At 59.6% G+C, this 26,196-nt stretch carries 28 protein-coding genes; 20 read left to right on the forward strand and 8 right to left on the reverse strand.

Features of this window, described 5'->3' with window-relative positions; translation table 11 throughout:
- Window position 1: 1 nt before the first annotated feature.
- Window positions 2-2,716 (reverse strand): hypothetical protein, encoded by a 2,715-nt coding sequence (locus GTF44_RS06070; protein ID WP_171558264.1) that lies wholly within the window; start codon window positions 2,714-2,716, stop codon window positions 2-4.
- Between the two features lie 164 nt (window positions 2,717-2,880).
- Here GTF44_RS06070 and GTF44_RS06075 point away from each other — a divergent pair, with 164 nt between their 5' ends.
- Window positions 2,881-3,579, forward strand: a complete 699-nt coding sequence (locus GTF44_RS06075) for an SIMPL domain-containing protein (protein ID WP_171558266.1) — start codon at window positions 2,881-2,883, stop codon at window positions 3,577-3,579.
- On the opposite strand, the gene GTF44_RS06080 is transcribed toward GTF44_RS06075, so the two are convergent.
- Window positions 3,580-4,872 (reverse strand): O-acetylhomoserine aminocarboxypropyltransferase/cysteine synthase family protein, encoded by a 1,293-nt coding sequence (locus GTF44_RS06080; RefSeq protein ID WP_145210431.1) that lies wholly within the window; start codon window positions 4,870-4,872, stop codon window positions 3,580-3,582.
- A 332-nt stretch (window positions 4,873-5,204) separates the two neighbouring features.
- Between GTF44_RS06080 and GTF44_RS06085 the strand changes: the two genes are divergently transcribed.
- The 3 genes from GTF44_RS06085 to GTF44_RS06095 are packed head-to-tail and all read left to right on the forward strand — an operon-like array spanning window position 5,205 to window position 6,521.
- Entirely contained in the window at window positions 5,205-5,582 is a 378-nt protein-coding gene (locus GTF44_RS06085; RefSeq protein WP_145210428.1) for an NADH:ubiquinone oxidoreductase subunit NDUFA12, read from the forward strand.
- Window positions 5,583-5,610: 28 nt separating this feature from the next.
- Window positions 5,611-6,069 (forward strand): outer membrane lipid asymmetry maintenance protein MlaD, encoded by a 459-nt coding sequence (gene mlaD, locus GTF44_RS06090; protein ID WP_171558268.1) that lies wholly within the window; start codon window positions 5,611-5,613, stop codon window positions 6,067-6,069.
- Window positions 6,066-6,521 (forward strand): DUF2155 domain-containing protein, encoded by a 456-nt coding sequence (locus GTF44_RS06095; protein ID WP_171558269.1) that lies wholly within the window; start codon window positions 6,066-6,068, stop codon window positions 6,519-6,521. Before mlaD ends, GTF44_RS06095 begins: the two co-directional genes overlap by 4 nt.
- Here the strand turns inward: GTF44_RS06095 and aat are convergent.
- The 3 genes from aat to GTF44_RS06110 form a co-directional block, all read right to left on the reverse strand.
- Window positions 6,485-7,150 (reverse strand): leucyl/phenylalanyl-tRNA--protein transferase, encoded by a 666-nt coding sequence (aat, locus tag GTF44_RS06100; protein WP_171558271.1) that lies wholly within the window; start codon window positions 7,148-7,150, stop codon window positions 6,485-6,487. The two genes, GTF44_RS06095 and aat, sit on opposite strands and share 37 nt — an antisense overlap.
- Window positions 7,151-7,334: 184 nt before the next feature.
- The gene (locus GTF44_RS06105; RefSeq protein WP_171558272.1) at window positions 7,335-7,991 is read right to left on the reverse strand and encodes a transglycosylase domain-containing protein; all 657 of its coding nucleotides are present in this window, start codon (window positions 7,989-7,991) and stop codon (window positions 7,335-7,337) included.
- A 208-nt stretch (window positions 7,992-8,199) separates the two neighbouring features.
- Complete coding sequence (locus tag GTF44_RS06110) at window positions 8,200-9,162, reverse strand: LysR substrate-binding domain-containing protein (protein ID WP_253261158.1); 963 nt, start codon at window positions 9,160-9,162, stop codon at window positions 8,200-8,202.
- On the opposite strand from GTF44_RS06110, the gene GTF44_RS06115 reads away from it, so the two are divergent.
- The 4 genes from GTF44_RS06115 (at window position 9,161) to GTF44_RS06130 (ending at window position 11,886) form a co-directional block, all read left to right on the forward strand.
- Window positions 9,161-10,387 (forward strand): MFS transporter, encoded by a 1,227-nt coding sequence (locus GTF44_RS06115; RefSeq protein WP_171558274.1) that lies wholly within the window; start codon window positions 9,161-9,163, stop codon window positions 10,385-10,387. The genes GTF44_RS06110 and GTF44_RS06115 overlap by 2 nt on opposite strands.
- A gap of 145 nt (window positions 10,388-10,532) precedes the next feature.
- Window positions 10,533-10,781, forward strand: a complete 249-nt coding sequence (locus GTF44_RS06120) for a sigma factor (RefSeq protein WP_171558276.1) — start codon at window positions 10,533-10,535, stop codon at window positions 10,779-10,781.
- A 57-nt stretch (window positions 10,782-10,838) separates the two neighbouring features.
- Window positions 10,839-11,075 carry a sigma factor-like helix-turn-helix DNA-binding protein gene (locus GTF44_RS22495; RefSeq protein WP_171558278.1) on the forward strand — a complete coding sequence of 79 codons (237 nt, stop codon included), beginning with the start codon at window positions 10,839-10,841 and terminating at the stop codon, window positions 11,073-11,075.
- A 100-nt stretch (window positions 11,076-11,175) separates the two neighbouring features.
- Window positions 11,176-11,886, forward strand: coding sequence for a glutathione S-transferase family protein (locus GTF44_RS06130; RefSeq protein WP_171558279.1), 711 nt, complete (start codon window positions 11,176-11,178; stop codon window positions 11,884-11,886).
- Window positions 11,887-12,002: 116 nt separating this feature from the next.
- Here GTF44_RS06130 and accC read toward each other — a convergent pair whose 3' ends face one another.
- Both accC and accB read right to left on the reverse strand, forming a co-directional pair.
- Window positions 12,003-13,349 carry an acetyl-CoA carboxylase biotin carboxylase subunit gene (gene accC / locus GTF44_RS06135; protein ID WP_171558281.1) on the reverse strand — a complete coding sequence of 449 codons (1,347 nt, stop codon included), beginning with the start codon at window positions 13,347-13,349 and terminating at the stop codon, window positions 12,003-12,005.
- A 12-nt stretch (window positions 13,350-13,361) separates the two neighbouring features.
- Window positions 13,362-13,859: an acetyl-CoA carboxylase biotin carboxyl carrier protein gene (accB, locus tag GTF44_RS06140; RefSeq protein ID WP_171558283.1), complete on the reverse strand. Its 498-nt coding sequence runs from the start codon at window positions 13,857-13,859 to the stop codon at window positions 13,362-13,364.
- Between the two features lie 262 nt (window positions 13,860-14,121).
- Here accB and GTF44_RS06145 point away from each other — a divergent pair, with 262 nt between their 5' ends.
- From GTF44_RS06145 to GTF44_RS06160, 4 genes are all read left to right on the forward strand, one after another.
- Window positions 14,122-15,465 (forward strand): NAD(P)-dependent oxidoreductase, encoded by a 1,344-nt coding sequence (locus GTF44_RS06145; RefSeq protein WP_171558284.1) that lies wholly within the window; start codon window positions 14,122-14,124, stop codon window positions 15,463-15,465.
- A complete protein-coding gene (gene preA, locus GTF44_RS06150) occupies window positions 15,466-16,767 on the forward strand; it encodes an NAD-dependent dihydropyrimidine dehydrogenase subunit PreA (protein ID WP_171558286.1) in 1,302 nt (433 codons plus the stop codon).
- 105 nt (window positions 16,768-16,872) lie between these two features.
- Window positions 16,873-17,373 carry an Rrf2 family transcriptional regulator gene (locus GTF44_RS06155; protein ID WP_171558287.1) on the forward strand — a complete coding sequence of 167 codons (501 nt, stop codon included), beginning with the start codon at window positions 16,873-16,875 and terminating at the stop codon, window positions 17,371-17,373.
- Between the two features lie 25 nt (window positions 17,374-17,398).
- Window positions 17,399-17,857: a carboxymuconolactone decarboxylase family protein gene (locus GTF44_RS06160; RefSeq protein ID WP_171558289.1), complete on the forward strand. Its 459-nt coding sequence runs from the start codon at window positions 17,399-17,401 to the stop codon at window positions 17,855-17,857.
- Here GTF44_RS06160 and GTF44_RS06165 read toward each other — a convergent pair whose 3' ends face one another.
- Window positions 17,858-18,466, reverse strand: coding sequence for a TetR family transcriptional regulator C-terminal domain-containing protein (locus tag GTF44_RS06165; protein WP_171558291.1), 609 nt, complete (start codon window positions 18,464-18,466; stop codon window positions 17,858-17,860). It abuts the gene before it with no gap.
- Window positions 18,467-18,697: 231 nt separating this feature from the next.
- Between GTF44_RS06165 and GTF44_RS06170 the strand changes: the two genes are divergently transcribed.
- The 8 genes from GTF44_RS06170 (at window position 18,698) to GTF44_RS06205 (ending at window position 26,176) form a co-directional block, all read left to right on the forward strand.
- The gene (locus GTF44_RS06170; protein ID WP_171558292.1) at window positions 18,698-20,023 is read left to right on the forward strand and encodes an aspartate aminotransferase family protein; all 1,326 of its coding nucleotides are present in this window, start codon (window positions 18,698-18,700) and stop codon (window positions 20,021-20,023) included.
- 39 nt (window positions 20,024-20,062) lie between these two features.
- Window positions 20,063-21,313, forward strand: a complete 1,251-nt coding sequence (locus GTF44_RS06175) for a Zn-dependent hydrolase (RefSeq protein ID WP_171558294.1) — start codon at window positions 20,063-20,065, stop codon at window positions 21,311-21,313.
- Window positions 21,313-21,576: a hypothetical protein gene (locus GTF44_RS06180; protein ID WP_171558296.1), complete on the forward strand. Its 264-nt coding sequence runs from the start codon at window positions 21,313-21,315 to the stop codon at window positions 21,574-21,576. Before GTF44_RS06175 ends, GTF44_RS06180 begins: the two co-directional genes overlap by 1 nt.
- Window positions 21,577-21,595: 19 nt before the next feature.
- Complete coding sequence (hydA, locus tag GTF44_RS06185) at window positions 21,596-23,059, forward strand: dihydropyrimidinase (RefSeq protein ID WP_171558298.1); 1,464 nt, start codon at window positions 21,596-21,598, stop codon at window positions 23,057-23,059.
- A gap of 23 nt (window positions 23,060-23,082) precedes the next feature.
- The gene (locus GTF44_RS06190; protein WP_171558299.1) at window positions 23,083-23,880 is read left to right on the forward strand and encodes an ABC transporter ATP-binding protein; all 798 of its coding nucleotides are present in this window, start codon (window positions 23,083-23,085) and stop codon (window positions 23,878-23,880) included.
- Complete coding sequence (locus GTF44_RS06195; RefSeq protein WP_171558301.1) at window positions 23,870-24,313, forward strand: GNAT family N-acetyltransferase; 444 nt, start codon at window positions 23,870-23,872, stop codon at window positions 24,311-24,313. Before GTF44_RS06190 ends, GTF44_RS06195 begins: the two co-directional genes overlap by 11 nt.
- Window positions 24,314-24,377: 64 nt before the next feature.
- Complete coding sequence (locus GTF44_RS06200) at window positions 24,378-25,268, forward strand: ABC transporter permease subunit (protein ID WP_171558655.1); 891 nt, start codon at window positions 24,378-24,380, stop codon at window positions 25,266-25,268.
- Between the two features lie 119 nt (window positions 25,269-25,387).
- Window positions 25,388-26,176: an ABC transporter permease gene (locus GTF44_RS06205; protein ID WP_253261183.1), complete on the forward strand. Its 789-nt coding sequence runs from the start codon at window positions 25,388-25,390 to the stop codon at window positions 26,174-26,176.
- Window positions 26,177-26,196: the final 20 nt, after the last annotated feature.

A 26,196-nucleotide genomic window follows, 5' to 3' on the forward strand; every position in this document is an offset into this window, starting at 1 on the left:
GTCAGCCCGGAATGTCCAAAGTGATGTTCCGACCGTTTTTCACATATTGCAGACTGTCTTCGCCAATCGCAGCCACCCGGCCGCCATCGACCCGATCGCCAACGCCAACCCGCACAAACCGACCCGAAGGCAAACGCACCAACGCGCGGCGGTTCGATGGCGTGCCAGAGACGCCGATTAGATTGACATTGCGGAGGTTGATCGCATTCCGATCCGTGGCGGCTCGGGTAACCGTGGCCGTTGAGGGGATAGATGGTTGCACGGTTGCCGGCGCGCTGGCTTGTTGAACGGCCGCCGTGCTGGCGCCGCTGCTTGCAGTGCTGCGGGTGGCCCGTGCGACGATCTCCCCGATATCGCCGGGACGGATCGCGGGCATGCGAGAGGAGGCGACAGCCAAGCCGCTGGCTTGAATGATCTGCGCATCATCCGTGGTGTTGCGCCCCGTCAGAGCATTGGCGTCAAAGGTCGCGCCTGGTGTGCCGCTTGAGGCTTCCGGTGTCGTCTCGGTTGCGAGCGTGCGGGCGGCAAGCGCCAATTGCTGCACCGATGGCGGCCGCTCTGTTGGGCGTCGGCTGGACAGTTCGCTGATCGTGAATCCGCCGAGACGTTGGCGTTCGCGCCGTTCGGCAAGATCGCCAGGACGGGGCGTGGGTTGAAAGGCGGCCAAAAGGGTCGCATTCACATCAAGATCAGGCTGTGTCGCTTCGCCCTCCGCCGACGTTGGGCCGGGCCCGCCCGCGCGGGGGACCGGTTGGATCGACGGTGTGCCGGCAAAGATCCGCACGCCATCCGCCGTCGTCGCGCCCTCTGGTGTTGGTATGACCAGACCATTGGGGCCGAGTGCAAAACTGGTGCCGAACGGGGCGGGCGAGGCATAGCTCCGTGTGACCTCAGGGATCACGTCCGGGGCCGGAATGGCAAGCGCATCATGGGTCACGACAACCGGGTCGATGGCGGCCATGTAGATCTCATCTTCCAGGCCGGGATCAACGAAAATCGGCTGCTCTGGTGGGCGCTGCCAGATCCCGGTCGAGGCGTAGAGCGCCTCTGTTTCTTCGGCGGACGGCAGCAACGTCTCTGGATCGACTGGCGTCGGGCCGAGATCGATATCGGCGTCGATATCTGGCAGGTCGGCCTGGGTATCGACGTCATTGAGGTCCGGCGCGGCGGTGGGTTCAACGGGGTCCGGCAGCGCGTCAGCCTCTGGGTCGAGCCGCGCCAACGTGTCGTTCCGGTCCACCGATGCCGGGGCGCTGACGGTAGCCGATGGGGCCGAATGCTCGGGTGATGTAGCAATCTCTACATCGGGCGTGGTGCGACCCAACAACCTGGCCACCGTGCTGTCGGGCAAAAACAACGCCGACCATACGGCGATCAGGGCCAAGATCAGCAGCAGAACCAGTGTCAAAACAAGCCCTGTGCGGAAGGATGGGCCTGTGCCAGATGGTGCGCGCCGGGCCAGAAGCCCCCCTATTATCGATGGGTCTCCCGCTGCGGGATCGGTGTCTGCCGGTTTCGTTCGGCCAGCTCCGGCGGTGAGAGCGGCGATGGGCGCTGCATCTTCTCTCTGATCGGTTGCGGCGGAGTCGGGTGACAGGTTGCCCATTCGCGTGTCCGCTGCCGGTGATAGGCGGCGGCCAGGCACGCTGCTGGCGTAAGCGGTGGGAGACCGCGTGGGTGCTGAAATGCCGGTGGGCGTGTCGGTTGATTGTGGCTCGACCGGCTCTGCGGTCAGGCCAGTGCTGGGCGTCGGCGGCGTGTCGTCTCCGGGCTCGGCGGCGGATTGCGCTTGTTCCGCTTCTTGCGGAACGTTGGTCAATCCGATGCGGCTTGGTCTTGTACCAACCAAGCGGCCCGGCTCGGCATCGGGTGCAGGGGCCTTGCCGCGTCTGGCACCGAAACCGCTTGGCATCTGTAGCGGGGGCTCTTGCTGGGATCGGCGCGGAGCGCGGGATTTCATCACCGGCGCGAGCGTATCGCTGTCCGCATCGTCTGATGGTTCAGGTTCCGTCCCTACATCGGCGTCGGTTGCCGCGGGCGATGGGTCATCTTCCTGATATGGCTCCTGCGGATCGGCTGAATCCGACATATCTTCTGCGGAGTGTTCCAGTTCCGGCAGAACTGGTGACAACACCTCCGGTTCCAGCACGATCTCGGGTTCTGGCACTGGGTCCGGTTCGGGTGCGGGCGGTGTCCAGGTATCTGGACCAATCGCCAAGCCGGTATCCGGCAGGTCCAGCCCTTTGGCATCATCGGCCAATTGAAACAATGGCACGCCGGGGAACTTTTCGACCGGCGGCGATGCGGCAAAGCCAACACCGTTAAACCCGTGCTCGCGGGCAAACCCCTCCGCCTCATCCAATGTTTCGCGGGCGACGATGGCCAAGACGGCGCGTCCGCCGCCCAGATCCCGCCAGTCATAGGCCAGATCGGCCACCTCATAAGGGGTCAGACCTTCCAACCTGCCAGGGATGCTGGCAGACCCGCCAAGACCATCCAGCTCAGTGTAAAGGATCTGATCGTCTGGTAGGATCAAGAGTGTCGGAAAATCTGTCCCGCCACGGGCTTCGCCCAGGGCCTGCAATTCGGCAAGCGCGCCGCCCAGATCGGGCACATCCAACCCCGTATCTCCGATAAGCGCCCAATGGCCCGCCTCCTGGCGATGGGCCAAGGCTATGCCTTCCGGCGACAGAAACAGCGCAAACTCGACAGTCACGGGTGACCTCAATCCACGGAGCCACCGGGCAGCGGCTCCTCCCTAACGCCGATCTTTATAGCAGGAAATCGCTTGTGGAAACCACAACGCAACACATCTCGGATGCGGACCGGCGAAGATCATCCTAGGGTGGATTTCGATATGACAAAAGAGGCATTCCAAAGATGAAATATCTTGTTCTGAGTATGGCGGTTTTCCTAGGCGGCGCAGCGGTCGCTTCGGCGGAAGAGATCGCGACGATGACGATTCATGGCCAGGGCGAGATCGCCGTGACGCCAGATATGGCGACCCTACGGCTTGGCGTCGTGACCGAAGCGGAAACGGCTGGCGCGGCGCTGGCGGCCAACAGCGCTGATCTGACCGCGGTTTTGGACACGCTAGGCACTGCCGGGATCGAGGCGCGGGACATTCAAACTTCGCAGCTTTCAATCCATCCGATCTGGTCTGACCATACGTCAAACATCTCGCAGGGCGGAGATCGTCAGATCACCGGGTTTATCGCGACCAATGAACTGTCCGTCCGCGTCCGCGATTTGGAGAAACTGGGTGATGTGCTGGATGCTGTAACCGCGCAAGGCGCGAATACGATGCGCGGATTGTCCTTTGGGCTCAGCGATCCCGACCCAGTGACTGAAGAGGCCCGCTTGGCGGCCGTGGCCGATGCACAGGCGCGCGCTGCGTTGCTGGCCGAGGCCGCAGAGGTGGAGATTGTCGGTATCCACCGCATTGAGGATAGCACCGGCGGGATGAGCCCGGCGGGCAGGGCGGAATTTGGCATGTTGGCCCGCGATGCCGTGCCAATTGCCGAGGGCGAGGTCACCGTCTCGGCGACGGTGACCATTATCTATGAAATCGGCGGGTAGTTAGCTTGTCGCTTTTGCCAGGGCCTGATCCAGATCGGCGATCAGGTCCTCGGCATTCTCGATCCCGATGGAGACCCGCACCACATTCGGTGCCGCGCCTGCGGCCTCCTGCTGCTCCGGCGTAAGCTGCCGGTGCGTGGTCGAGGCCGAATGGATGATCAGCGAGCGTGTGTCGCCCAGATTGGCCACATGGGAGAAGATCTCCAAACTGTCGACGAGTTTCACACAGGCCTCATAACCGCCTTTCACTGCGAAGGTGAAAAGCGCACCAGCGCCTTTCGGGCAGACCTTCTCAATCCGGCTGTAATAGGGGGAGCTTTCAAGCCCGGCATAGGTCACGAAATCGACGCGTGGGTCTGCCTCCAACCATTTCGCGATTTTCACCGCGTTTTCCACATGGCGCTCCATACGCAGGCTGAGCGTCTCGGTGCCCATCAACGTGTAATGTGCGGCTTGCGGGTTCATCGTCATACCGAGATCGCGCAATCCGATGGCAATACCATGGAAGGTGAAGGCGAGGGGCCCAAAGGTCTCGTGGAACTTTAGCCCGTGATAGGCAGGCTCCGGCGCGCTGAGCGACGGGAATTTGTCCGATGCGGACCAATCGAAATTGCCCGAGTCGATAACGCAGCCGCCGGTGACGGTGCCATTGCCGGTCAGGTATTTTGTGGTCGAATGTACGACCAGCGTCGCGCCTTGTTCAATCGGGCGGCAGAGATAAGGCGTGGCCGAGGTGTTATCGACGATGAGCGGAAGACCCGCCGCATCGGCGATATCCGCGATCGCGCGCAGATCGGTGATGTATCCGCCGGGATTGGCGATGCTCTCGCAGAAGACCGCGCGGGTGTTCTCATCAATCGCCGCGCGCACCGCGTCCAAATCGTCGAAATCCACGAAGGTCGCGGACCAGCCGAACCGCCGGATGGTCTGACTGAACTGCGTGACAGAACCGCCATAAAGTCGGGTTGATACAACGACGTTCCGGCCCGGCTCCATCAGTGGGAACAGCGCCATAATCTGCGCCGCATGGCCCGAGGAGCAGCAGACCGCGCCGACGCCACCTTCCAGCGTCGCCAGGCGTTCTTGCAGAACGGCGACGGTCGGGTTGGTCAGGCGGGAATAAATATAGCCGACCTCTTGCAGGTTGAAGAGTGCGGCGGCGTGATCGGCGTCACGGAACACATAGGCCGTGGTCTGATAAATCGGAGTCTGCCGTGCGCCTGTGGCCGGGTCGGGCCGCGCGCCGGCGTGAATTTGCAGTGTGTCGAAACCGTAGCTGGGTCCGTCAGTCATGAGTGTTCCTCCCTGGAAAGCAGTGGTTGGCGACAGCTTTAGGGCAAGCCGGACAATGCGACAACGTCATCACATTCATAAAGAACATGTGCGCTTGTCGGATTGGCCGGGGAGGACGAGGGTTTGTCGATGCTTGGTCTGTGTAGGAAAACCGTCTCGCTGAGAACCAGTGTTTTGAACGCTTTGCCTCGACGCTCATGATTATGAGTATCGCCAGATGGCAATCGGCGTCGGGGCGCCCGCGACATCGGCGTGCGCCTTTGCCCCTAGACCTCCGCCGTCGGTTACGGCATTACCGATGCAACGTGCTTTTGCCTGATCCGGAGGCCCCGATGCTCACTTTCCTGAAACGTCTTGTGACATGGTGGCATGGCCAAACCATCGGCACACAGCTTCTGACATGGCGCAAAGGGCAGAAGGTTGGCGAAGACGAGGCCGGCAATATCTTCTACCAGACCAAGGATGGCAGCCGCCGTTGGGTGATTTTCAATGGCGAGGCCGAGGCCAGCCGGGTGAGCCCGGAATGGCATGGGTGGCTTCATCATACCTGGGATGAGCCGCCGACAGACCGGCCCGTGGTGCATAAGCCCTGGGAAAAGCCGCATCTGCCAAACCTGACGGGAACCGCCGAAGCTTATGCCCCCGCAGGATCGCTTCGCCGGGCCGAACCAGAAGAGCGGCGGGACTATGAGGCTTGGAGCCCGGAATAAGCTGATGGCTTAGGGCAGGGAGCGTCCGATGTCTGAAAACACCACCACCGAGATCGCCGTGGGCGGCGTTGTCCTGGCCGCAGCGGTCGGATTTTTCGTCTATGCCGTGCAGGCCACGGGGTTTGAGCGCGATACCGGGAGCTATGAACTGACCGCATCGTTCCGCTCGGTTGAGGGGATTGGCGTTGGCACCGATGTCCGTCTTGCGGGTGTCCGCGTCGGGTCGGTCACCGACCTGTCCCTTAATGAGACGACATATCGCGCCGACACCACCTTCACGGTGCTCGATAGCATCGAGATCCCTGACGATAGTGCAATCTCGATTGCCTCCGAAGGCCTGTTGGGCGGGGCCTTTGTTGAGATTGTGCCGGGCGGGTCGCCCTTCGCATTGGAAGAGGGTGGGGAGATCATCGACACGCAAAGCTCGGTCAGCCTGATCACGCTTCTCTTGCGGTATGTCGGCGGCGATGGGACCGGTTCCCAATGAGGCTTGCCCTGATCGCGTTGACACTCGCGCTGTGGCCGCTGACGACCGGTGCGCAGCAGAATGATGATCTGGGGACCTTTCTGCAGGACCTTGGCGATGGCGTGCGGTTGGAACAACGGCCCAATCTGAACGCGTCGACATCTGTTTCGGCGCCAAATGTTGCCCCGGCCGATGGTGCGATCTTGCGCGCGCTCGACAAGACCTTGGGTCGGCCAACGGATATTGAGCTTTCCAACGGGCAGGCTGTGGTCTTTGGCCGGATTGCGATCCGGATGTTCGAATGCCGCTATCCGATCGACAATCCATCATCGGACGCCTTCGCCCATGTCCAGGTGTTGGATTTGGAAGGCACAGAGTTGTTTGACGGCTGGATGGTCGCGTCCAGCCCCGCGCTCGTCGCGCTTGAGCACCCGCGCTATGATGTTTGGGTTCTCAGGTGCAACACGTCTTGAACTGGAACTGGCATCGGTTGCGCTAGAAAATCAGCCGCCCACCCCAAGGCGCGTTCCAAACGTTTGTGATAGTCGGCGCGCGGTATCTCTACCGCACCCATCCGGATCAGATGGTCGGTCACGAACTGCGTATCGAACAGTTGGAACCCGCCATAGCGCAAGCGGCTGACCAGATAGGCCAGCGCGATTTTCGACGCATCTGGCCTGCGCGAGAACATGCTTTCGCCGAAAAACGCGGCACCCAACGTGACGCCATAGACACCGCCAACCAATTCCGTCCCATCCCAGACTTCGAGGGAATGGGCGTAACCTGCGGCGTGAAGTTGTTGATAGAGAGCGAAAATTTCGGCGTTGATCCACGTCTCTTCCCGATCGGCGCACCCCTCTACGGTGGCGTCAAAATCGCTGTTCACCCGGATATCAAACGGTTCCGCCTTAATCCGCCGCGCCAAGCTGCGCGACATGTGGAACCCATCAAGCGGCAGGATGCCCCGACGCTGCGGATCGACCCAGAAGAGATTGGGGTCGTTGCGCCCCTCAGACATCGGAAAAATACCCGCCGCATAAGCGCGGAGCAGAAGATCGGCCGTTAGGGCCGGGCGGCGGGTTGGTCGCACATCATGGGGCATTGATGGGATGATAAGGCGATGCCGCGAAAAAATCTCGCATGTTTTTCCTAAAGATCGGCCGGGTGTTTTCGGCCGCCGAAGGTCCGCTTTGCAAGACGGATTTGCCGTTGGTCCTTGAACGGAAAACGCCAACTCTCATGCTGATGAAAACCTAGTCCGGTGCGTCTTCCAGGGCGTGCAGGCCCTAAGCGCAACCGTCCAGCCAGACATCTCTCTGGCCGTCGGGGCGGCAATCCCCTGATACAAGCCGCGCGATCCGTGACGCGCGATCCGCGAGCGCTTCATCTTCTTCAAGCAATCGATATTGGCCTGGCGCAATAAGGACAGCCAAAAGACGATGATATTCCTGATCGGAAAGCTCCGAGGGAGGCCGACCATAGATGCTTTGACTGGAATGGAAGAGGCCCGTCATCCACCCATCGGGACCGCGCCCCATCTCGACGGTATCGAGCCAGAGTGCAAGGATTTGCTCTTTGCTAAGACGGCTCTCCAGACCGAAAGCGAAACCGGTCTGGCGTATTTTGCCAATGCCCGGGCGAAATTCCTCAAATCCCAGTCGTTTGGAAACGGATTGGGAAATGGTCGTCAAACCGGCCCCTCCTGTGGAAAGATCAATGCCGCCATGTTCCAGATAGCCAGGGTCCTGAACCAAAATGAGCTGTCGCAGGCGTTCGGCTCCCAAGTCCGCCGGTCCCCGTCCATCTGCAATCAGAGCATTCGCGCGCGTTGCGTATTCATCCGACTGACGAACAGCATCCCAAAATCCAAAAGCGCCGTAGCCGAGCACCCCGGCAAAGAAGAGGCTGAGTGCGAGCGTTGCTATCTTGAATACTCTTTTCATGATTGTCCTTGAAATCGGCCCTCAGGGCCGGGCGGAGAGTTGGTCGCCGTTCATGGGGCATTGGTGGGATAATAGGGCAACAACGTGAAAAAAAACCCGGATGTTTTTTACAAAGATGGTGGACTGTTCCAGGTTGCCGAGAGGCGGTTTTGCGGACTTTTCTGACCCTCGCTGTGGCTGCGTCAATGTCTGTTTCTGCAGTTTCAGATCAGCTCATTTCGTCTTTCAGCCAAGTCACGAAAGATCGCACAGATGGCTTTTCGAATGCCTCCGGAAGTGCCACGGCGTAGTAAGCAAATTTGGTTGGCCACACGGTCTCCAAAGCACGTACCAGCGCACCCGAAGCCAAGCCTTCCTTGACATAAAGATCATTGAGTAAGGCCAAACCTTGGCCTTCGGTCACTGCTTTGACGGTTAGAAAGTCATCTCCATATTGCGGACCATAGCGTGCGGTTGTGGCATCAACGTCTTGGGCTTCAAACCAGATCGACCAATCTTTGCCAGTTGCATCGGGCAGCAGATTGTAACGTAAACAATCTGCAGGTTGTGCAAGTGGGCCATGCTCTTCCAGCAAGGCGGGACTTGAGACCAAGACGAGCTCGGGCGCACAAAGCCATTCGGCACGAAGGCCGGGATACCTGCCGAGACCATGGCGAATGGCAAGGTCAATCGGTTCGGATTTGAGATCGACCAGTCGATCCGCCGTTTCAACTGAAACCCTGATCGTGGGATACTTTTCTGAGAACCGACCGACGCTAGAGACCAGCATAGATTGCGCGAAGGTTGCCGATGCGCTGATCCGCACCGTGTTAAGATAGGTTGAGAAATGCTCTTCGTGGGCAGCTTCAATCTTGGAGAACGCAGCCCCCACATCGGATTGCAGTGCCAGCCCTGCTGCTGTCAGTGTGATCCCATGCTTGCTGCGGTCAAACAGACGCAAACCGTGACGCTCTTCGACCTCCCGGATACGCTGGCTGATGGCACCGGGCGTGACACCAAGTTCATGCGCCGCGTCCTGCATCGCGCCAGTTCGGGCAACAACATGAAATGTATAGAGGTCTTGGATACGGATGGCCATATTTAACTTTAGATCACCTAAAGTCATGTGACCAGCATATCGTTCGTCAAAGCGCGGGCTTGATGGCATCTGGACATCAAGGAGACGCTTCATGTCAGATACACGCACCCATTCGTCACGCCAAAACTGGACCGTTGTTGCGTTTGGTTTTCTGGCGCTATCGCTGGCCTTTTCCAGCCGCGCTGCACTTGGGCTCATCATGCCAGTCTGGCAAACGGAGTTTGGTTGGACCAGCAGCTATATCTCAAGTGTGGGGGCCGCCGCTCTGGTCGTCATGGCCGTTGTTGCCCCCTTTGCCGGGCGGCTCGTGGACAGGCGCGGAACGCAGTTCACGCTCAACCTTGGCATGGGGCTTCTTGGGGTTGGATGCGCCATCGTCGCGTTGATGAATAGCAAGCTGATGTTTGTCATCGGCTTCGCGGGGTTCAGCGCGATTGGTTTTGGGATTGTCGCCACGCATGTTGTGGCCACAGCCGTCACCCGTAGTTTTTCCGAAAATCAGGGCCTGGCGACCGGCATCGGCACATCTGGCGCGACAGGCGGGCAGTTCCTCATTGTGCCGCTGATTGCGGCATTACTGGCATTTGCAAGTTGGCGGTGGAGTTTTGGTGCTTTGTCTCTCGCCAGCCTCGCCCTCATTCCCTGTATCCGTATGAGTATGCGGGCAGATACCCCGCTGGATGAGAGAACCGATGCCGAGGCCCCGTCCTCCTCAATGCGTCAAGACCTTGCCGTGATCGTTCGACAACCAGCATTCCATTTGCTGTTTTGGAGCTTTCTGATCTGTGGGTTCACGACAACTGGGGTGATCGAGACTCATTTACTCCCGTTTGCTGCATTCTGTGGCTTTCCTCCGATCCCAAGTGCAACTGCCTACGGCCTTCTGTCACTGGTAAACTTGATTGGCATGATCGCTGCGGGCTGGCTGACGGATCGGGTCAATCGTCCAATGCTTCTGGCCTCAATCTATATGCTGCGTGCGTTGACATTCATTCTGCTCGGCAGCCTTCCAGGCACATCCATCGAAATGCTTTTCCTGTTCGCAGTTCTGTTCGGGGCGGTCGATTATTCGACCGTTCCTGTCACGGCCAGCCTGGTGGCCAGCCATGTTGGCATCAAGATGATGGGTCTCGCGATGGGTATGATCTCAGCTGGGCACGCGATTGGCGGTGCCATGGGTGCATTTGCCGGTGGCTATCTGTTTACCGCGACACAGACCTACGATCTTGTTTGGACCGGTTCAGTCTGGCTCGCTGTTGGCGCAGGTGTGCTGGCGCTCTTCCTAAGCGCGCAACCCACAAGCAAAGCTACTGCATAGCAGTCGTTCGTGCGGCGTGCAGCATCTGGTACACTGGGCTCGTGCCGGACGCCGGGTGTAGAACATTTTCAGCGCAAGACTTGCCAACCTCGTTGCATTCTAGAGATAAACACCGCCAAGGAGCTCGGAGAAGGTTTGAAGGCCCATGAACGCGAATGACGTCATCGCAGAGTATCAGTCGTCTCTTCGCGCCTTTCTCCTATCACGTATGCGAGATCCATCAGATGTTGATGATGTTCTACAGGATGCTCTTACCAAGACGTTTCAGAATCTTCATACGCTGCAATCAGAAGAAAAGATCAAGCCTTGGCTGTTTCAGATCGCTCAAAATGCAATGATGGATCACCATCGTCGGAGAGGTCCTGAGGCTTCGATTAAGGCCGGTGATCTTTGATATAGTGAACCAGTCGAAGCACGGGAACACGCCTTCGAAGGATGCGTCGCGCCGTTCTTGGACGCGCTACCGAGCGAGGCGGCCGATTTGCTTCGTGCTGTAGAGCTGCAGGGCATCTCGCAAAAGGAATATGCCGAGAAAGCCGGGATCAGCTACTCGACTCTTAAATCTCGAGTTCAAGCCAGCCGAAGACAGCTACGTCAACTCTTCGATCAGTGCTGTGATATCGCTTTCGCGTCCGATGGCTCAATCATGGACTACAGCAGAAAATCGACAGGTTGCGATCGCTGCTGACCGCTCAGGTCCTCTTCTCAAAGAATAATCCGACGATGTTTCGTCTTTTCCTGATGTCGCCCGTCTCACTTGTAGACATCGACATTGAAAGGACAAACCGATGATCAAAATTGTGAGCTTCAAAATCTGCCCCTTCGTTCAGCGCGTGACCGCATTGCTGGAAGCCAAGGGAGTTCCCTATGACATTGAGTTCATCGATCTCAGCGACAAACCGCAATGGTTTCTGGACATGTCACCCACCGGGCAGGTGCCGATGCTGATTACTGATGACGGTGATGCTCTCTTCGAGAGTGACGCAATCGTCGAATACATCGAGGAAGTCACGCCGCCGTTAGTGCCCGAAGTCACTCCAGTGCAACGTGCGAAAGATCGCGCATGGAGTTATCAGGCCTCCAAGCATTACCTCGTTCAATGCAGTACGATGCAGAGTAAGGACCAAACTGTCCTAGCGGAACGCGAAGCCAAACTGACCAAGGCGTTCGAAAAAGCCGAAAAGCAACTTGGCAAAGGCCCTTTCTTTAATGGTGACATTCTCGGGAACGTGGATATTGCCTGGCTCCCGCTACTCCACCGAGCTCAGATCGTCCGAGAACATTCCGGCTACGACTTCCTTGCCGACTATCCCAAAATCCGAGCTTGGCAGTCTGCGCTGGCCGATACCGGCCTTTATGCAAAGTCTGTCGCGGACGACTTCCAAGAGACGTTCTCGGACTTCTATCTCGCCGACCGCACGTTCCTTGGCCGTGGCGCTGACTTTTCGGAGCCTGTTCCAGAAGTGCCGCAAGGGAACACTGCAAGTTGCTGCGGCTAGCGACAGGGCAGGTCATCGCAACGATGACCTGCCAATCGCCCATCGCAGACATTGGTAGATGCTGCAGAAAATCGAGGTATGGGCTCCGCAGCAGATGTTCGCGACTTGATCGCCGCCTAACCCAAGTTGGTTTCCAACCACTTCTCAAGCCAGTGGATATTGTATTCGCCGGTTTGCACGGCTCCTTCTTCGACAAGCGCAAGAAAGAGCGGAACCGTCGTGTCTACACCGTCGACGATCAACTCTCCCAGGGCGCGGCTCAGCCGTGCGAGGGCTTCGGGCCGGTCACGACCATGGACGATCAACTTGGCAATCAGGCTGTCGTAATAGGGCGGAATCGCGTAGCCGTCATAAAGCGCACTATCCATTCGCACCCCCAAACCGCCAGGCGCGTGATATTGCGTGATTTTTCCAGGGCAGGGGGTGAAGTTCGGCAGCTTTTCGGCATTGATCCGCACCTCGATGGCGTGGCCATTCACGGTCAGATCCTCTTGCGCGAAGGACATCGGCTCGCCCGCTGCGACGCGGATCTGCTCGCGCACCAGATCGACGCCGAAAATCGCCTCAGTCACCGGATGCTCGACCTGAAGACGTGTGTTCATCTCGATGAAATAGAACTCGCCATTCTCATAGAGGAACTCGATCGTGCCCGCGCCCTCATAGCCGATCTCGGCCACGGCCTTGGCGCAGGTGGCGCCAATCTCGGCGCGAATCTCGGGCGTGATCGCGGGCCCGGGGGCCTCTTCAAACACCTTCTGGTGCCGCCGTTGTAGTGAGCAATCGCGCTCGCCCAGATGAACCGCATTGCCGCGCCCATCGCCGAACACCTGAACCTCGATATGACGCGGCGCGCCGAGGTATTTCTCGATATAGACCTCGTCATTGCCGAAATTGGCCTTGCCTTCGCTGCGTGCGGTACGGAACGCGTTTTCCAATTCATCTGATGAGCGGGCGAGCTTCATGCCCTTGCCGCCACCGCCGGCGGTCGCCTTGATGATCAGCGGATAACCGGTTTCTTCCGCCACCGCACGGGCTGCGTCCAGATCAGGCACGCCGCCGTCGGAGCCCGGCACGCAAGGGACGCCCAAGGCCTTCATCGTGTCTTTGGCGGTGATCTTATCGCCCATCATTCGGATATGCTCCGCCGAGGGGCCGATGAATTTGATGCCGTGATCTTCGACGATCTGCACGAAATTCGCGTTCTCACTCAGGAAGCCATAGCCCGGGTGGATCGCCTCAGCCCCGGTGATCTCACAGGCCGAGATGATCGCCGGCACGGATAGATAGCTCTGCGTGCCCGGTGGTGGGCCGATGCAAATCGCCTCATCGGCCATACGCACATGCATCGCGTCACTATCTGCGGTCGAATGCACCGCGACGGTGCCCACACCCATCTCACGCGCGGCGCGGATGACACGCAGTGCGATCTCGCCGCGATTGGCGATGAGAATTTTGGAGAACATGCGCCCGCCGCCTTATTCGATGATCATCAACGGTGCACCAAACTCCACCGGCGCGCCGTCTTCGACCAGGATACGTTTGACCGTCCCGCTTTTGGGGGACGGGATCTGGTTCATGGTCTTCATCGCTTCAACGATCATGAGTGTCTGGCCTTCGGCCACTTTGTCGCCGACCGAGACAAATGCCGGTGTGCCGGGTTCCGGCTGAAGATAGGCGGTCCCGACCATCGGTGAGGTGACGGCGTTCGGGTCTTGCGCAGGGTCGGTGGCAGGGGCCGGGGCAGCTGCATCCGCCGGGGCGGCGGGGGCTGCGGCCTGCGGAACAGGGGCGGCAACAGGCGCTGCGGCAGTGACCGCTTGAACCACCTGTTTTTGACGGGATACGCGGACATTCAGGCTGTCGGCCTCGCCATAGTCGCGTTTGACCTGCAACTCGGTCAGGTCGTTTTCATTCAGCAACTCGGCCAGAGCCTTGATAAAGGCCACGTCTCCGTCACGGGTGTTTTTGGTCATTTCGCTCCTCGCCCTTATCCCTGGCTTTGCCGCTCTTTACATGAGCCGTGGCGGGGAGAAAAGCGCTTGCGACGGGAAAAGCGCTCGGAACGTCCCCCTTTATCGGGCTGCAACGAGTGCCCAGGAAACGCGCAAATCCGGCGGTCTGCGGGCATTTATCAGCAAAAAAGGCCTGACAGAGAATTTACCATTTGATCAAAAAACGGATCCGTGCCAGCGTTTGTTGGACAGCAGCCATTCGATCAGGGAGGGAAAACGCCCCATGACGAACAGCCCCTTTACCCCCGGTATCGCCCCGGGTCGGCTAGATGACGCCGAGTATGAGGCGAATTTCGCCGATCTGCATGCGCCCCTGGACGGGCACGAGGCTCTTGTGGCCGCCGATCGATGTTATTTCTGCCATGATGCGCCGTGTATCACGGCCTGTCCGACGGAGATCGACATTCCGCTCTTCATCCGGCAGATCGCGACCGGCACGCCAGAGGCGGCGGCCAAGACGATCTTTGACCAGAACATTCTGGGTGGGATGTGCGCTCGTGTCTGCCCGACGGAGACGCTCTGCGAAGAGGCTTGTGTGCGGGAGTTGGCCGAGGGCAAGCCGGTTCTGATCGGACAATTACAGCGCTATGCGACCGACACCGTGATGGAGGCGGGCGTCCATCCCTTCACCCGCGCCGCGCCGACCGGCAAATCCGTCGCGGTGGTGGGGGCGGGGCCGGCGGGCCTGGCCTGCGCGCATCGGTTGGCGATGCATGGCCATGAGGTGACGATCTATGATGCGCGACCCAAGGGCGGCGGCCTCAATGAATATGGGATCGCGGCCTATAAGACCGTGGACGGTTTTGCCGAGGCGGAAGTCGACTGGCTGATGAAGATCGGCGGGATCACCTTGGAGACCGGCAAGGCGCTTGGCGTCGATATGACGCTCGACAGTCTGAGGGCCGAGTTCGATGCCGTGTTCCTCGGTATGGGATTGGCTGGCGTGAATGCGCTCAGAGCCGATGGTGAGGACAAAGCCGGCGTTCTCGATGCGGTCGGGTTTATCTCCGATCTGCGGCAAGCGGGCGATGTCGCCTCGCTTCCAATTGGTCGCAATGTGGTGGTGATCGGTGGCGGGATGACCGCGATTGATGCCGCGGTGCAATCGAAGCTTCTGGGCGCGGAGAGTGTGACGATCCTCTATCGCCGCGACCGTGACGCGATGCCTGCGAGCCGTTACGAGCAAGATCTCGCGGCCTCGAAAGGCGTGCGGATCGTCTTCAACGCGATGCCAGTCGCCGTTCTAGGCAATGGCTCTGTCACAGCTGTGAAGGCGGAGTATACGCGTGCCGAGGGCCAAAGCCTGGTCGGCACGGGCGAGACTTTTGAAGTTCCTGCAGATCAAGTTCTGAAAGCGATTGGTCAGACCTTGGAGGGCACACCCGATGGTCTGACTCTGGATGGCGGCAAAATCGCGGTGACCGGCGCCGGGCAGACCAGCTTGGCGGGCGTGTGGGCCGGTGGCGATTGTGCCTCCGGCGGCGAAGACTTGACGGTGACCGCCGTCGCTGAAGGGCGCGATGCAGCCGAGGATATTCACATCGCATTGATGGGAGAGAACGGATAAATGGCTGATCTATCAACGAATTTCTTAGGCATAAAATCCCCAAATCCCTTCTGGCTGGCTTCGGCGCCGCCGACCGACAAGGAGTATAATGTCGTCCGCGCCTTTGAGGCCGGGTGGGGTGGCGTGGTCTGGAAGACGCTTGGCGAAGACCCCCATGTGGTGAACGTCAACGGCCCGCGTTATGGCGCGATCTATGGCGCCGACCGGAGGCTTTTGGGCCTTAACAATATCGAGTTGATCACGGATCGCCCGCTCGAGACCAACCTGCAGGAGATCAAGGCGGTCAAACGCGCCTGGCCCGACCGGGCGATGATCGTGTCCTTGATGGTCCCCTGCGAGGAGGCCTCGTGGAAACGCATCCTGCCGCTGGTCGAAGATACTGGCGCAGACGGGATCGAGCTGAATTTCGGTTGCCCGCATGGGATGAGCGAGCGCGGCATGGGCTCCGCCGTGGGCCAAGTGCCGGAATATATCGAAATGGTGGCGCGCTGGTGCAAGGCGAATACGCGGATGCCGGTGATCGTGAAGCTAACGCCGAATATCACCGATATCCGCTATCCGGCGCGCGCGGCCAAGGCCGGCGGGGCCGATGCGGTCAGCCTGATCAATACGATCTCGTCGATCACGTCGGTCAATCTCGACACGATGAGCCCGGAGCCCTCGATTGACGGCAAAGGCTCCCATGGCGGCTATTGTGGCCCGGCGGTGAAGCCGATTGCGCTCAACATGGTGGCGGAGATTGCCCGAGACCCCGAAACAGCCGGTCTGCCGATCTCCGGTATCGGCGGCGTGACCACTTGGCGCGACGCGGCGGAGTTCCTGGCGCTTGGCGCGGGGACTGTGCAGGTCTGCACGGCCGCCATGACCTATGGCTTCAAGATCGTCGAAGAGATGAAGTCGGGTCTCAGCCAGTGGATGGATGAGCAGGGCTACACATCCATCGACGAGGTGGTGGGACGCGCGGTGCCGAATGTCACCGACTGGCAATATCTCAACCTCAACTACGTGGCCAAAGCGAAGATCAATCAGGATGCCTGCATCAAATGTGGTCGGTGTTACGCCGCCTGCGAAGATACCTCGCATCAGGCGATTTCGATGTCGGAGGATCGGGTGTTCGAGGTGATTGATGCGGAATGCGTGGCCTGCAATCTCTGCGTCAATGTCTGCCCGGTGGAGGATTGCATCACCATGGTCGAGTTGGAGCCTGGCGTGACCGACACCCGCACCGGCAAAGTGGTGGAAAAGGAATACGCCAACTGGACGACGCACCCCAACAACCCAGGGGCTTGCGCCGCCGAGTAAGTCAGTTTGAGGCCCCAGGCGAACGTTTGGGGCCTTTTTTAGATTCTATTTGAGGATAAAGTTTATCCTGGATAAAATATATCTACGAATCAGAAGGTGACGATCATGAAGCTTGGAGACGGTGTTGAGGCCGCCATTCACTGCGCCACAGCGCTTGCGGCCCTGGAAGATGGCGCGGTCATGCCCGGCGCCGCTCTGGCGGAGTTTCACGGGCTGTCCCCCAGCTATTTGGTGAAACATCTCAACGCCATGGTCGGCGCGGGGTTGGTGCACTCCATACCCGGTCGCAATGGCGGCTACCGATTGGCCAAGACGCCAAACGCAATCACGCTCTTGGATATCGTTCTGGCTGTCGAAGGCCCCGGTTTCGCATTCCAATGCCAGGAAATCCGCAAACGGGGGCCTAACCCCTTGCCGGAGGAGGTGTTTTCCAGCCCTTGCGGGATCAAACTGGCCATGCTCCGCGCCGAACGGGCCTATCGGGCTGCATTGGCCGAAACGACGCTCGCCTCGATCATCGAGGACCACGTCAGCACCGCAGACCCGCGGGTGATGCAGCGCGGCTGCGCCTTTCTCGACCTGCATCGCCGACCACAATCCACCTAACCTCTCAACCGAAAGGAGACACGATATGGAACCGCGCATCGAATACTGGGCAGCGGCCCCGGAGCTGATGAACGGGCATCTGGCCCTGAATACACAGATCGAGGCCTCTGGGCTTGAAAGGAGTCTGCTGCATCTGGTCAAACTGCGGGTGTCGCAGATCAATGGCTGTGCCTTCTGTGTCGATATGCACAGCCGTGAAGCCCGGTCCGATGGGGAGACGGAGCAGCGGCTCTATCTGACCTCCGCATGGCACGACAGCTTTCTATTTTCCCCGCGGGAGCGTGCAGCCCTGGCCTGGGCCGAGGCGCTGACCCGTTTGGGGGATAACGGACCGGATGACGCGCTTTTCGCCGACACCCAATGGGAGTTCCCCGGCGACGAGATTGTGAAACTGACCACGGTCATCACCATGATCAACACTTGGAACCGGCTGTCGATTGCGTTTCGTGCGGTGCATGCCGCGCCGGAAAGTGCCGCCGCCTGATCAGGGGGTGAGCAACCGTCGATAAAGCGTTTCGAGAAACGCGGGGGCGGCGTCGAACGGATCGTCGTCGCCCATCAGTGTCCGGACCTGAACATCGAAATCAGCATAATGCTGCGTCAGCGACCAGATCGAGAAAATCAGATGATGCGGATGAACCCGGGCAATTTGGCCGGCCTCCATCCAGCGGTTCAAAAGCGCCACTTTTTCGTCCACCAACTCTTTCAGATCGGTGGCCAAAGCCTCTTGCATCCGCGGGGCGCCTTGCACGATCTCATTGGCGAAGAGACGTGACTCGCGCGGCATATCCCGGCTCATTTGCAGTTTGCGGCGGACGTAGCCAAGCAGTTCTTCCACCGGGTCGCCCTCTGGGTCCATCTCGCGGAGCGGGTCGAGCCAGGTATCCATCAACTGGCTCAGCAGCGTGACGTGGATCGCTTCTTTCGAGGGAAAATAGTAGAGCAGATTGGGTTTCGACAGTCCCGCCTCGGTCGCGATCTGATCCAGTGTCGCGCCGCGGAACCCATGTTGCGAGAACACCTCCAGCGCGGCGTTCAAAATGGCTTCAGTATTCTTGCGCTGAATACGGGTGCGCGGCGGTTGAATATTCATACCATCACTCTGCCATTCCGCCCCCATGCGGGGCAAGTGCCATGCAAGATGCGCCCAAACGAGCGTCATCTCCGCCCGTTTGGCCATCATTTGCCTTGCGATTGGGCAGATTCAGGCGTTCAATTTCTTGACTGACCATGCGCCTCTGCTAGCGTGATATTGACCAGATGGTCAAAACATTAACTCCAGCCGCCCGGTGGCGCACCGGCGCTGCCAGATAAGGTGGGCCCCATGGCACTCGACCGTTCCAATCCGAACGACCTCTCAGCGTTTTGGATGCCATTCACCGCGAACCGACAGTTCAAACAGACCCCACGCATGTTTGTCGCCGCTGAAGGCATGCATTACACCACGGGCGACGGGCGACAGGTGCTGGACGGCACGGCCGGGCTCTGGTGCTGCAATGCGGGCCACAAGCGGCCAAAGATCGTCGAGGCGATCCAGGCGCAGGCGGCGGAGTTGGATTACGCCCCGGCCTTCCAAATGGGCCACCCGAAAGCCTTTGAGCTGGCGACCAGGTTGCGCGATATGGCGCCCGAGCCGATGGAGCATGTGTTTTTCACCAATTCCGGCTCCGAAAGCGTCGAAACCGCCCTAAAAATCGCCATCGCTTATCAGCGGGCGATTGGGCAGGGGACACGGACCCGGCTAATCGGGCGAGAGCGCGGCTATCACGGGGTGAATTTCGGCGGCATCTCGGTCGGCGGGATCGTCAACAACCGCAAGTTCTTCGGCACCCTGATGACGGGCGTCGATCATTTGCCACATACGCATTTGCCGGATCAGAACGCGTTCACACGCGGCCAGCCGGAACATGGCGCCTATCTGGCCGAAGATTTGGAACGGATCGTTGCCTTGCATGGGCCCGAGACCATCGCGGCGGTGATTGTGGAGCCGATGGCGGGCTCCACCGGCGTTTTGATGCCGCCCAAGGGCTATCTGGAGCGGCTCCGCGAGATTTGCACGCAGCACGGCATCTTGTTGATCTTCGATGAGGTGATCACCGGGTTCGGGCGGCTCGGCTCAAGCTTTGGGGCCGAGCATTTCGGGGTGATGCCGGATATGATCACCTGCGCCAAAGGCCTGACCAATGGGGTGATCCCGATGGGGGCGGTGCTGGCAACAAAGCAAATCCATGATGCCTTCATGACCGGACCGGAGCATCTGATCGAGCTGTTCCATGGCTATACCTATTCCGGCAATCCGATGGCGGCCGCCGCCGGTCTGGCGACGCTGGAAACCTATCGTGAAGACGGTCTCTTTGAGCGGGCCTCTGATTTGGCAGGTTATTGGGAGGATGGGCTGCACTCCTTGCGCGATTGCCCGCATGTGATCGACATTCGAAACATGGGCCTGATCGGAGCGGTGGAACTGGAGCCGATTGCGGGGGAGCCCACAAAACGCGCCTTCCAGGCCTTCCTTGATTGTTATGAGAAGGGTGTGTTGATCCGCACCACCGGAGACATCATCGCGATGTCGCCGCCCCTGATCATCGAGAAACCGCAGATTGATCAACTGTTTGGAACGCTCAGAGATGTGCTGATGGCTCTGGATTGAGACTGCGGCCGAGCCAAAAGAAATACTTGGGAGAAATCGATGTCGGCACCTGGCGAAAACCTGAAGATCAATGGCGAGCGCCTGTGGGACTCGTTAATGGAGATGGCCAAAATCGGGCCGGGTGTGGCGGGCGGCAACAACCGTCAGACTCTGACAGATGAAGACGGCGAAGGCCGCGCCTTGTTCCAAAGCTGGTGCGAAGCGGCCGGATGCGAGATGGGGCTGGACCAGATGGGCAATATGTTCGCCCGGCGCGCGGGAACAGACCCTGATGCGCTACCGGTCTATGTGGGCTCGCATCTCGACACGCAGCCGACGGGCGGAAAATATGACGGCGTGTTGGGGGTGCTCGGAGGGCTAGAGATCATCCGCTCGCTCAACGATCTCGGCATCAAAACCAAGCATCCGATTGTGGTGACGAATTTCACCAATGAGGAGGGGACGCGCTATGCCCCGGCGATGCTCTCCTCCGGCGTATTCGCGGGCATTCATACCCAGGAATGGGCCTATGACCGCGAAGATGCGGAGGGCAAAAAATTCGGCGCCGAGTTGGAGCGGATCGGTTGGAAAGGCGACGAAGAGGTGGGCGCGCGCAAGATGCATGCCTTCTTTGAGTTGCATATCGAGCAGGGGCCGATCCTGGAGGCCGAAGGCAAAGAGATCGGCGTTGTGACTCATGGCCAGGGCCTGAGTTGGACGCAAGTAACGATCACCGGCAAAGACAGCCATACCGGTTCGACTCCCATGCCAATGCGCAAGAATGCTGGTCTCGGCATGGCGCGGGTTCTGGATCTGGTGGATGAGATTGCTTGGTCCCATGCACCGCATGCGGTTGGGGCGGCGGGGCATATCGATGTGTATCCCAACTCACGCAATGTGATCCCCGGCAAGGTCGTCTTCACCATTGATTTCCGGTCGCCCGAGCTTGCGGTGATCGAAGATATGGAAAGCCGCCTTCAAGCCGGTGCATCTGAAATCTGCAAGGAAATGGGCCTGGAAGTGGCGTTTGAGAAGGTTGGGGGGTTCGATCCTGTAAGGTTTGACGAGGCCTGCGTAACTGCCGTGCGAAGCGCGGCGGGACGCCTGGGCTACTCCCACCGCGATCTGATTTCGGGCGCGGGCCATGACGCTTGCTGGATCAACCGGGTCGCACCAACTGCGATGGTGATGTGCCCCTGCGTTGACGGGCTGAGCCATAACGAGGCAGAAGAGATCAGCCCGGATTGGGCCGCAGCGGGGGCGAATGTCTTGTTCCATGCTGTCGTCGAAACAGCTCAGATTGTGGAGTGATGACTTTGAAGAAATTCTTGATTTTAGGTGGCGTCTTGGCATTGGCGGCCTGCGAGCCGGCCCCGCCCGCCGACCCCAACGCCCCGTCGGTTGAGTTTTCCGAGGAAACGCTGGCGCTTTTGCCGCCGGGCCAGGATCTGCGGAATGTCGTTCTGCAGGACGACAATTGCTATTGGTATCTGCACAGCGGACCCGTCGAAGACACCTATATCCCGCTCTTGACGACCGAAGGTCGGGGCATCTGCACGCAAGCGCCGAGTTGACCGAAAGGGGAGAGATGACATGAGCAAAGTGATCAAGGGCGGCACAATTGTCACCGCCGACCGTCAGTTCAAAGCCGATGTGCTGATCGAAGGCGAGAAGATCGCTGAGATTGGTGAGAACCTCACCGGCGACGAGGTGATCGACGCAGAGGGCGCTCATGTCATCCCCGGCGGTATCGATCCGCACACCCATCTGGAAATGCCGTTTATGGGCACCACGGCGGCGGAAACCTTCGAGTCCGGTACCTTTGCGGCGGCGGCTGGAGGGACGACGATGTTGGTCGATTTCTGCCTGCCCGGTGAGGATGGCAGCTTGCTCACCGCGCTTGATGAGTGGGATCGGAAGTCGAAAGATCAGATATGCACCGACATCTCGTACCACATGGCCATCACCGATTGGAATGAAAGCATTTTCAATGAGATGGAGGCCGTTGTTAAAGAGCGCGGCGTGAACACGTTCAAGCATTTCATGGCCTATAAGGGCGCGTTGATGGTGGAGGATGACGAGATGTATGCCTCCTTCAAGCGCTGTGCTGAGCTAGGAGCGTTGCCGCTGGTCCACGCGGAAAACGGCGATATCGTCCAGGAGTTGCAGAACAAATACCTGGCCGAAGGTGTGACAGGCCCCGAGGGGCACGCTTATTCTCGCCCGCCTGAGGTCGAAGGGGAGGCCGCGAACCGGGCGATTATGATCGCGGATGCCGCAGGCACGCCGCTCTATATCGTGCATGTTAGCTGCGAGCAGGCGCATGAGGCGATCCGGCGGGCCCGGCAAAAGGGCATGCGGGTTTATGGCGAGCCGTTGATCCAGCATCTGACCTTGGATGAGACGGAATATTTCAACAAAGACTGGCAATATGCGGCGCGGCGCGTGATGTCGCCGCCTTTCCGGTCAAAGGACCACCAAGACTCGCTTTGGGCGGGTTTGTCAGCGGGCTCTTTGCAGGTTGTGGCGACGGATCATGCGGCGTTCACTGATGAGCAAAAGCGGATGGGGTTGGACAATTTCACGACGATCCCGAACGGAACCGGCGGGCTTGAGGAACGCATGGCGATGCTCTGGACGCGAGGGGTTGAGACTGGCCGTCTGACACCTGAGGAGTTTGTGGCGGTGACCTCCTCCAACATCGCGAAAATCCTGAACATCTACCCGATGAAGGGCGCTTTGGTGCCTGGCGCGGATGCCGATGTCGTGGTTTGGGATCCGACGATTTCCAAGACCGTGCATGTGAGCACCCAGAAATCCATCATTGATTACAATGTTTTCGAGGGCATGGAGGTGACGGCGCAGCCCCGCTACACGCTCTCCCGGGGCGATGTGATCTGGGCTTATGGTCAGAACTCACAGCCGCAGCCGGGGCGCGGCCGATTTGTGAAACGCTCACCATATGCCAGTGCGTCCAAGGCGCTCAGCAAATGGAAATCGCTGAACACGCCGCGGAAGATCGAGCGTAATCCAATGAACATTCCGAGCGGGGTGTGATGGCGGGCGAGGCAGCACATCGGATGGTGAGTACCCAGACGCAATCCCCCGTGATTGAAGCGAAAAGCCTTGATCTCACCTTCCAAACCAATGACGGCCCGGTCCAGGCGTTAAAAGACGTCAATCTGACGATCAACAAAGGTGAATTTGTCAGCTTCATCGGGCCGTCTGGCTGCGGTAAGACCACGTTTCTGAGAGTCGTGGCCGCGCTGGAGCACCCAACGGGCGGCGAGATCACTGTGAACGGGATGAGCCCCGATGAGGCGCGGCGCCAGAGGGCTTATGGCTATGTGTTTCAGGCCGCGGGGCTTTATCCGTGGCGGACGATTGAAAAGAACATCAAGCTGCCGCTGGAGATCATGGGGTTCAGTGCCTCGGAACAAGCGGAACGTGTAAAGAACGTTCTGCAATTGGTCGATCTCGAAGGGTTTGGCAAGAAGTACCCCTGGCAACTATCCGGCGGCATGCAGCAACGGGCGAGTATCGCGCGGGCGCTGGCCTTTGATGCTGATCTGCTGTTGATGGACGAGCCTTTTGGGGCGTTGGATGAAATCGTCCGCGACCATTTGAATGAGCAGCTGCTCGACCTTTGGGCGCGGACGGAGAAGACGATTGGTTTCGTGACCCACTCGATCCCCGAAGCGGTCTATCTTAGCACCAAGATCGTTGTGATGTCGCCCCGGCCCGGGCGGATCACAGACGTGATCGAGAGCGATTTGCCGAAGGAGCGCCCGCTCGATATTCGCGACACGCCAGAGTTTCTGGCCATTGCCCATCGGGTGCGCGAGGGGTTGCGCGCGGGGCATGCTTATGACGACTGAGGCCATCTCCATACGGCGCGCCGAGATCGGCGATGTCCCGGCCTGCGCGGCGGTGGCCAACTGGTGGATTGACGACACAGATTGGTTGCCGCGCGATTATCCGCCCGAGGCCATCGAGGGGATGATCCGCGACGCGTTGCCGACCCGCGAGATTTGGGTCGCGGGTGATCCGGTGGAGGCGTATCTGTCCTATGATCCCGAAAAGAAACGCGTCGGCGCATTGTTTTGCCGCCATGGTGGGCGCGGCGTTGGAAAGGCGCTTATGGATCGGGTGAAAGAGGGGCAGGATTATCTTTGGCTGACCACCCATGAACCCAATCTCCGGGCGCAGAAATTCTATATCCGCGAAGGCTTTACGGAGGTGGAGCGGTTTATACCCGAGCCGCCGGAGACCGTACGCGAGGTGAAGATGGAGTGGCGCGCCAATGACTGACGTCGCCCAAGCCAGACACGCTTCAACCGGCCGGAGCCTTCTTGGCCGAAGCGTCGCCGGGGCTGTGCATCACGTGATGCCGGTATTGGTCGTGGTCGCCTGTATCGTCGCGTTTTGGTATGCCGCCAGCGTCGGCATGAACCGGGCCTGGACCCTGGATCAGGCAGAACGCGCTGGGGTGGAACTCAGCGCAGGCGAGGTGATCGCCGATGCGATGAACCAAGAACGGCCGGTATTGCCGACCCCGCATCAGGTCTTTGCAGAGCTTTGGAATACAACGGCGGGGGAGGCGATGTTCCGCGAGCGGCGGGGCGAGTTGCGCGGCAATCCGCGCTCGCTGTTCTTCCATGCGTATCAGACCCTTGCGCCGACCCTGCTCGGCTTTCTCTTCGGCACTGGGCTGGGCATTCTTCTGGCGGTTGGCATCGTCCATAACCGTGCCATGGATATGTCGGTGATGCCCTGGGCGATTGCATCGCAGACCATCCCGATCTTGGCCATCGCGCCGATGGTGATTGTGGTGCTCAATTCCATCGGGGTAGAGGGGCTGCTGCCGAAGTCCCTGATCTCGGCTTATCTGAGTTTCTTCCCTGTGGTGGTTGGCATGGTGAAAGGGCTACGCAGCCCCGGCCCGATGGATTTGGACCTGCTGAAAACCTATTCGGCCAGTCACGCTGCGACCTTCTGGAAACTGCGTCTGCCCGCCTCAGCGCCGTTTCTGTTCACCTCGTTGAAGGTCGCCATCGCGGCGGCGCTGGTCGGGGCGATTGTCGCGGAGCTGCCGACAGGCGCTCGGTTTGGGCTCGGCGCGCGGCTGCTGACCGGGAGCTACTATGGGCAGACGATCCAAATCTGGTCGGCGCTTTTCATGGCGGCGATCTGCGCGGCGGTGCTGGTTGGCGGGCTGGGTTTGATTGAGCGGTTGACCTTGAAGCGGATGGGGATGGCGCGATGACGGGGATTATGCGCAACCCCTTGATCGGGCCCGTTGTTGCGGCATTGGTGGTGTTTGTCGGCTTAATGACGGACCAGGGTCTGGGGCTGATCCTCGCGGTTTGGCTTCTCGCTTGGGGGATGAACATCTGGCTTTCTGCCGATGGGCGCGGGGCGGTTGGACGGTTTCTGGTGCCGGTACTCTTTGGCGTGACCTTGCTTGTGCTTTGGGAGATGGCCGTTCGTCTTTATGAGATTTCGCCTGTTATTTTGCCCGCACCCTCGGCGATCTGGGTGCGGCTGATTTCTTCAACCGATGTGCTTTGGGCCGATTTCATCCAGACCATCGTGAAGGGCGCGATGTCGGGATATGTGATGGGCTGCGCGGCGGCCTTCGCCGTGGCCTTGGCCGTGGATCGGTCGAATTTCCTGCAACGCGGCCTCTTGCCGGTGGGCAATTTCATCGCGGCGCTGCCGATTGTCGGCACCGCGCCGATCCTGGTGATGTGGTACGGGTTCGGCTGGCAATCGAAGGCCGCTGTGGTCGTCGTGATGGTGTTCTTCCCAATGCTGGTGAACACGGTGCAGGGCTTGAAGGCCAGCGAGGTGATGCAGCGCGACCTGATGCGGACCTATGCGGCAAGTTATTGGCAGACGCTTTTCAAGCTGCGGCTGCCAGCGGCCATGCCCTTCATCTTCAACGGGTTGAAAATCTGCACAACCCTTGCGCTGATCGGGGCGATTGTGGCGGAATTTTTTGGCTCACCCACTGTTGGCATGGGCTTTCGGATAAAAATCGAGGTGGGGCGGCTGGCCATGGATATGGTCTGGTCATCGATCACCGTGGCCGCATTGGCCGGGACGGGGTTTTATGGGTTGATGGCCCTGGCGGAGAAGAGGCTGACCTTCTGGCATCCGTCGCAACGGTAAAGAGTGATAAGAAACGCACC

The organism is Roseobacter sp. HKCCD6576-2 (genome assembly GCF_013179285.1).
GTDB lineage: Bacteria > Pseudomonadota > Alphaproteobacteria > Rhodobacterales > Rhodobacteraceae > Rhodophyticola > Rhodophyticola oceani.